Source organism: Microcoleus sp., from assembly GCF_049646505.1.
Classification (GTDB): Bacteria; Cyanobacteriota; Cyanobacteriia; order Cyanobacteriales; family Microcoleaceae; genus Microcoleus.
Map to the genome: position 1 here is coordinate 1 of NZ_JBARVX010000461.1, position 7,233 is coordinate 7,233.

7 protein-coding genes and 1 pseudogene are annotated in these 7,233 nt (G+C 47.4%); 1 reads left to right on the plus strand and 7 read right to left on the minus strand.

The window, feature by feature from the left end:
- Both WBA89_RS22205 and WBA89_RS22210 read right to left on the minus strand, forming a co-directional pair.
- Positions 1-1,149 (minus strand): annotated as a pseudogene (locus WBA89_RS22205) (ATP-binding protein); the annotation flags it as partial.
- Positions 1,150-1,197: 48 nt separating this feature from the next.
- On the minus strand, positions 1,198-1,920 hold the full coding sequence (locus WBA89_RS22210; RefSeq protein WP_424409505.1) for a hypothetical protein: 723 nt from the start codon (positions 1,918-1,920) through the stop codon (positions 1,198-1,200).
- A 578-nt stretch (positions 1,921-2,498) separates the two neighbouring features.
- Here WBA89_RS22210 and WBA89_RS22215 point away from each other — a divergent pair.
- Entirely contained in the window at positions 2,499-2,978 is a 480-nt protein-coding gene (locus tag WBA89_RS22215; protein WP_424409506.1) for a rhodanese-like domain-containing protein, read from the plus strand.
- A gap of 142 nt (positions 2,979-3,120) precedes the next feature.
- On the opposite strand, the gene WBA89_RS22220 is transcribed toward WBA89_RS22215, so the two are convergent.
- The 5 genes from WBA89_RS22220 to WBA89_RS22240 all read right to left on the minus strand — a co-directional run.
- The gene (locus tag WBA89_RS22220; protein WP_424409508.1) at positions 3,121-3,549 is read right to left on the minus strand and encodes a bis(5'-nucleosyl)-tetraphosphatase; all 429 of its coding nucleotides are present in this window, start codon (positions 3,547-3,549) and stop codon (positions 3,121-3,123) included.
- Between the two features lie 108 nt (positions 3,550-3,657).
- A complete protein-coding gene (locus WBA89_RS22225; protein WP_424409510.1) occupies positions 3,658-4,233 on the minus strand; it encodes a peptidase in 576 nt (191 codons plus the stop codon).
- A 270-nt stretch (positions 4,234-4,503) separates the two neighbouring features.
- Positions 4,504-4,743 (minus strand): preprotein translocase subunit SecG, encoded by a 240-nt coding sequence (gene secG, locus WBA89_RS22230; RefSeq protein ID WP_424409512.1) that lies wholly within the window; start codon positions 4,741-4,743, stop codon positions 4,504-4,506.
- Between the two features lie 134 nt (positions 4,744-4,877).
- Positions 4,878-6,476 carry a 2,3-bisphosphoglycerate-independent phosphoglycerate mutase gene (gene gpmI, locus WBA89_RS22235; RefSeq protein ID WP_424409513.1) on the minus strand — a complete coding sequence of 533 codons (1,599 nt, stop codon included), beginning with the start codon at positions 6,474-6,476 and terminating at the stop codon, positions 4,878-4,880.
- A gap of 164 nt (positions 6,477-6,640) precedes the next feature.
- On the minus strand, positions 6,641-7,233 hold a 593-nt coding region (locus WBA89_RS22240; protein WP_424409515.1), incomplete at its 5' end, for a retropepsin-like aspartic protease family protein.

Consider the following 7,233-nt stretch of genomic DNA (forward strand, 5'->3'; position numbering starts at 1 on the left):
GGGATAAACCGGATGAGGAGGGTTTAAATTCCTGACTTGATAGAAATCTTGTAACCATAGTCCGACTAAATCAACTAGAGAGTCACCATTTAAGTATTTTAAATCGATTGGTTTTCGCTGCGTATATGTTGAAACTCGATCCGGTATACCGCCAGACATTACGTTAACTGTGTCTGTCCATGTATAGGGCATCATCACTGTGATAATAACCAAACCTTGACCGAGATCGGAGTGTTCGAGAGTATCATACAAACGCTTAACTAAATCCGCAATTACCTGCGGTGTTGTCAAGCCATCATCTCTACAACTTGTATTGACATCTATTTCATCAAAACAAATGATTACAGGACTGTAGTAACTCACCAAGTTTAAAATTTGCTGGACATTATTCAGAGATTCTGCTTCTCTGTCCTGATTAGTCTTGCCGGAATTAGACGGCAATCCTAGTTCCTCAGCTTTAGATTTATCTAACTCTTCACCAGATAACCATTTGATAGCAAAAGGTGTTTCAGATTCTGATAAAGTCCACAAAACAGCTCGAACAATATAAGGATCTGCCTTTGATTTTGTTTTGAGAACTTGCTTAGTCAGGGTGTTCATGAAATTCTTATTTTTAGTTGCCCAACTAGCACATACTCTGTCAAATCGATCTATCAGTTCTTGAGGAGAAAGATTCTGTGAAGCAGAATTGATAGCTTTGAAACCTTCGTTTGCCATTGCTGCAGCTATTTCCTGCCATTGCATGACACTTTTGCTGCCTGTATGACTCAAACTGTTAGCTAGAGTTTGCTGAAATTGGTATTTTATCAAGTTTAAGTCGGTGTAATTATTAACACTGGCATAAACGAACAAAGCACCACCATTGCTTTCTAGTCTGTGGCGAGTGCGACTTAAAATGTGGCTTTTTCCCACTCCCTGTTGAGCAGTTAATACCAGTGAAGTCACCTTTTCTTGGCTGGATTGACTTGTCTGTACTTTTTCAACTGCCTGAAAAATGGCATCGGAAGCGTGAGCATTTAGAGTGGGAATATCGGGGAACCCTTTTCCCCAAATATCTTGTTCTTTGACAATGCCAGCTTTGCTAAATGGATTGTGATTTTGGATTGCAGCATTCAGGGTTTCTATTGGGGAAACTGGTATATTGTTCATGGTTATCGGGTGTGAGGTTAACGAACTACAAAAAGATTGAGGGCAATTTTATGAATTCAAACGCTTGGCGTAGTAACGCAATGCACCACCAGGAATGGTGATTGAGTCTTCACGTTTATCTGGGGTGATGTCTTGCGTTTCTCCTGCCATTAGCTGGAAAACATCATTAGCCTGCATTTCCAACAGCCACTCATTGAATTGCGATCGCCCAATCCTTTCTCCCATCGCCCGCCGCATCCGATAAATCGGCACTAAATCGTCTAAGTTGTAATCTCGGTTCAAGCTGTCGTACACATCGATCGCCACAGTCTTAAAATCGTCATAGGAGGCGATCGCCCCTGCATCCCCCTTCCCAGTCTCCGCAGCCACACCCGCCGCACCATCCTGATGCCGAATCCACTTCAACAAAGCATTTCCCAGCCGAGTACCGATTTGAGAACCATCAAACTCAAACAGAGAATCGGGACTTTTCAAGCCTTCCGCTAAAACTTCTTTCCCCTTGGCGCTCAACTCCACCAGCGTCACCCGATTTACCAGCGAATACTCGATCGCCCCAGATTCCTGCAACTCACCCAGCACTCCCAGATATCTCTGACTCGTCTCATTAGTGCGAACAATCCGCTTAGTCAACTCCCCCTTTTTCACCTGCATCTTCCCGCCGCCCAAATCCCACAAATTCAGCAACACCCGAACCTTCGCCTTCGCATCCCAAACCGCCTGCTGTTGGGGTGTCAAAGTTTTAGACACCGCAATTTCACTGTTTTCAGACATATCCATACCTTTAAATACCTATTGTTAGTATCAAATCTTACCAGAAATTTTGCAGAAAAACCTCTCAATTTTTCAGCAAAATAGCGCGCGATACCGCCCACAGCATCCAGCAATTTTCATTTTAAAATAATTAGGATTGACCAAAGTGTCATCATTTGATACAATGCTCAACCGAAGGAGCGATCGCACTTCAAAACATCCGCTGCAAACAATACCAATTTTCAAAATTCATACCAGAGAATTCCGAGGCTGCGGATACTGCAATAAATCCCCCGCAGTCGATCGACTTTTCGAGTACATCCGCACCTCAACAACAAAGTAAAAAAACACAAAATTTCTTTTTTAGCATAGTTTTAAACAACTGGTATAAAATCGCACTTTTCAATCAAAACAATCCGCAGCCCGGGCATGAACAGGTTAACAAACTCAACAAATAGAGCGTTCCCAACAGCAGTCAACCACCAGCAATTCAACTCAACTGCGACTTTAGTTAAATACCCGATTATGCCTTTAGAAAGACGCATTCAACATACACATCTCGTTACATTGCAATCAAAGCATTGAATACAAATGTAGCCATGAAAACTATTCCCGACCAAATTGCAGACATCAAAGAAACACTGCCAGATTTGACTCCCACCCCTCCGGGTTTAAAAGTTCAAGCATCCAGCCACGACCTCAAAGCCCGTTTAGATTGGGGCGAACCCGGACTCACCATCATCGACGTGCGCGATTTTGAAAGCTTCAACAAAAGTCGCATTACCGGCGCCGTACCGATGCCAATGGACGAATTAGTAGAGCGCGCCAAATCCAGCCTAGAACCCATCCGCGACATCTACATCTACGGCGAAACCGACGAACAAACAGCAGAAGCCGCCAATCTTCTGCGCGCGGCAGGCTTTAGAAGAGTAGCAGAATTAAAAGGCGGAATTTCAGCTTGGAAAGTCATCGAAGGCCCCATCGACGGCGCTGTCGAACACGGAAACCCCGGCCCCGACGCCTACAACGTTTTTGCCCGCTTGGAACATCACGCCAAAGCCCAGAAAATCCACAAATAATATCAAATTGGCGGTCGGATTCGCCCACAAAATCTGCTCCTTAAAAAACCCGGTACTGCAAAAGTTACCGGGTTTTTCAATCAAAACTCATACCAAGTGCTGGCGAAAGTTTGACTGCAGGCGCGATTTCAACCGCCCACGCTTATTTTCCGATCTTGCTGCCATCTAAATATACCTTAACTTCCCCGAACATTAGGCGGTTGGCATCAAAAGTAATCAGCTTAACAGCTTCCTCAGCAGAAACCCAAGCCGAATTTTGAACTTCCTCCTCTTGCAAAACCACATCCATCGAATTGACAAATCCTAAAAAGTAAGTCACAGTTTTTTCAATCTGCTCCCCATCTTTAACAAAAGAATAGTGTTCCGTAAAAATCGGCTCATCCAGCATCTCAAAATCAGATATCCCCGTTTCCTCAGCAAATTCCCGCCTAGCGGTTTCCGCCGGAGATTCCCCCGGATTGGCGTGACCTTTAGGAAACGCCCAATGTCCGGCTTGATGTTGAATCAACAAAAACAGAGCATCAGCTTCCTTTCCAAAAATCGGCACAACCCCAAAACATTCATCTTTCATATTTTTTATATTTCCTATTGCTAACTAATCCCAATGTTCTCTTGGTTTCGCGCCGCGCCGACAAAAGTTTGGGCGCGATTTCCCATCGCCGGGAATTTGTAGTTGCAACTAAGATTCCCAGCCCAACCGAGTCGGCTGTTGATAAACCAGCTTCAAAGTATTAACATCCCTCGCTGAAATAGAGCCAGGATTTCTCACCTGAGAAAAATAAAGCACATCAGTTTCCATCAAACTGTGACCCCAAATCCCCAAAGCGTGGCCCAACTCGTGCCGCGCCGTCGCCGGAATATACTTACCCACTTGATTGGGATTCAAATAAACCGAAAACCGATGAGATAAAACAGTTTTATCTCCATCCCGACGGGCGTACAATTCATAGGTAGCTTCTCCAGAGCGCGATCGTAAAACCCCTTGACGCAAAGGTGGAGCCTGACGTAAAATTCTAATATCAGCCACCTCGGAATTGTCCACCACCTCCAAAGGCAAATAAACTCCCCATTCCCGCACAACACCCAACACGGCCGCTCTCCATTCTTCAGAGCGATTAATGTTAACCGGATGCTCCACGAAAACTTTAATTGGAAAATTCGACCAAACCAAATGACCGACATTCGGCGGCTTTACTTGGTCAAAATAATCACCGCTATCGGTAGCATCTTGCCAATTTTCCAGGGTTGGCGGCAAAGGGTGAACCTGCGGATGCGGCCAACTATTCGGTAGAGGAGAAAGACTCGCCGCCGGAGTATTAACCTGAGTAAAAATTATGAAGCTAAAACAACATAAAGCCAGTGAAAACACTGCCAGAAATCGAAGTTTTATCGTAACTTGCCACAACCGCATTTTTTCAACCGCAGTTAAACTTTGTGTTTAGGGCGGGCTAGAAGCCCACCCCACAATATTGATTTATGTGGCACGGGTGTCTCGCCCGCGAGGTATCTGCGGTTAAAAATTCTTTTATAATTTAGGAGTCAACCAACCGGCACTCAAAATTACAGTCAAACCCATAAAAACAATACACAAACCCCAAGTAATCCGGTTCAGAGTCGTTTCCGCACTTTTAGCGCTAGTAAACAATTGAGCTTGTCCGCCAATCCCTCCAATACCGTCGCCTTTGGGACTGTGCAGCAACACAAGAACCACAAGTCCGAAAGCAGACAAAGACCAGATAATTTGTAACACAGAAACTATATTCATAATCGGGGGTAATTGGTAATTAGTAATCGGTAATTTATTATGATATCAAATTCGGTCGATCGCGCACATCCAGTCGGTGCGCTGAAATTCCTGTAGGGAGACGGCACTGCCGCGTCCCTACTGCTGCGTCCCTACTACAATCGCACGCGCACCGGAGTGCGATTGGCGCGAACTTCAAAATCAGCGGGTTCAATCATAGAGCGTCCCGTCATTTCCGGCGGCTGAGGCAACCTCAACAGATCCAGAATAGTCGGCGCAATATCCGCCAAACAACCGTCCGCCCTCAGAGGAACATCAGTGCCGTGAGCTGGAATTTTCACACCTTCGCCCTCTACCAGAATAAACGGCACCGGGTTAGTAGTGTGAGCCGTCCAGGGATTCCCATTTTCGTCGAACATCAACTCAGCATTGCCGTGGTCAGCAATAATAATTGCCGTCCCCCCAGCTTTACTAATGCCGGTCAACAGCCGCCCCAAACATTTATCCACAGTTTCGATCGCAATTATTGTCGCACCGATCATCCCCGTATGACCGACCATATCCGGGTTAGCGTAATTAAGCACCACAAAGGAATAAATCTGCTTTGCCAAAGCAGCCAGCGCCACATCCGTCACCTCACTCGCCGACATCTGGGGCGCTTCATCGTAAGTCGCCACCATCGGGCTCTGCACCAACTCGCGGTCTTCCCCCTCAAAAGGCTCTTCCAGACCCCCATTAAAAAAATAAGTCACGTGAGCGTACTTTTCAGTTTCCGCCGCCCGCAACTGCCGCAAACCGTGCCGAGAAATCACCTCGCCCAAAATATTGTTCAAATTCTGCGGTTCAAAAGCCACCAACACCGACAACTTCGGGTCGTACTGAGTAAAAGTCGCAAACGCCAGCGGCTCAATTAACTGCCGTTCAAACCCATTAAAATCAGGCGCTACAAAGGCCTGAGTCAATTCTCTAGCCCTGTCGGGGCGAAAATTGAAGAAAATCATCCCATCCCCAGATGCCACCGCTCCCGGCGCAATCCGAGTCGGAACCGCAAACTCGTCGGTCACTCCGACCGCATAGGATGCCTGCAACACATCAACTGCCGATCGACCATCAGGCGCGCCCTCAACCGTCATCACCTCATAAGCGCGCTGCACCCGATCCCAGCGCTTGTCCCTATCCATCGCGTAATAGCGGCCGCTGACGGTAGCAATCCGACCTACCCCTACCTTTTCTATATAACTTTCAATCTTTGCTAAAGCTTCCACACCCTCTTTCGGAGTAGTATCGCGGCCGTCTGTAATGGCGTGAATGCAAACCTCAGAAATTCCCCGCGCCTTTGCTAATTGCAGCAAACCCTGAATATGGCTGAGATGGGAATGAACCCCGCCCTCGGAACAAAGACCAGTCAGGTGCAACTTGCCGCCCGTGGCGCGGACTTTCTCGCAAAGCTGAACCAGCGCGAGGTTTTCCAGCAAAGAACCGTCTTCGACAGCATCGGAGATCCGCACCAATTCTTGAGGAACCACGCGGCCTGCGCCCAGATTCAAGTGACCGACCTCCGAGTTGCCCATTTGCCCGTCTGGAAGCCCTACCGCCCGGCCCGACGTGCGAATCAGAGTTCTGGGATAGGCGGCCCACAGACTGTCCATCACGGGTGTTTTTGCAGCGGCGATCGCATTTCCGTGTTTTTCTTCACGATAACCCCAGCCGTCTAGAATAATCAGCACTACAGGAGATACAGACGCTTGTACCATGCGAATACCTTATTTACAATAATTAATTTCTCGATCGTCATGATTTCCGATTTTGCGGAACATCTGCCGCTAATCAGTTTACATATTTTCTGCGCTTTGGCCCAACAAAGCCAACCAAATATTACGGGAGTTGAGCAACAATCGGTTTCCGAACCGGCTGGGTCTCAGCGGACATAAAATTCAACAACATCTTTTTTAATTTTTACATCGTAATTGCCAAAGAAATCGTGACCGAGCAAACCAATTGGCATTTGTTTGGCGATGGCTACTTCGACATTTTGGATCGCAGCACCTCCAACCCGAATCGATCGCACTAGGCCGATCGGAAACTCGACAACGCTACCGTCAGCGATCCCCGCCCTCACGGTGCGTACCGGCCTCACTCCCAGTGCAACAGCCATCTGCTGAGTAATCAAAGTGCCGCTCGCCCCCGTATCGACAATCATCTCAAAAGTCTTGTTACCGTTAAATACCACGTCAATCACCGGTGTCCCGCCGGCGCGGCGCTTGATTTTAGCTTGAAATACCTTTGGATTGCCAGATGGAGAGGCCGGCGGTTGCACGCGGTTGGACGGCCCCCTGCGAAACTGAGAGTACACACTGCCAGTTGTGGCTCCATCGCCTGCTGTTAAAGTGCGATTCCCTTCGGGATAGCTCCGCTTCACGATCTGCCGGTAACTCGCATCCGATATTAGTTCCACCACATTGGTTTCAGGCGGAGTAACCGCCCCAGAGCCGAGATTTTTGGTCAATACAC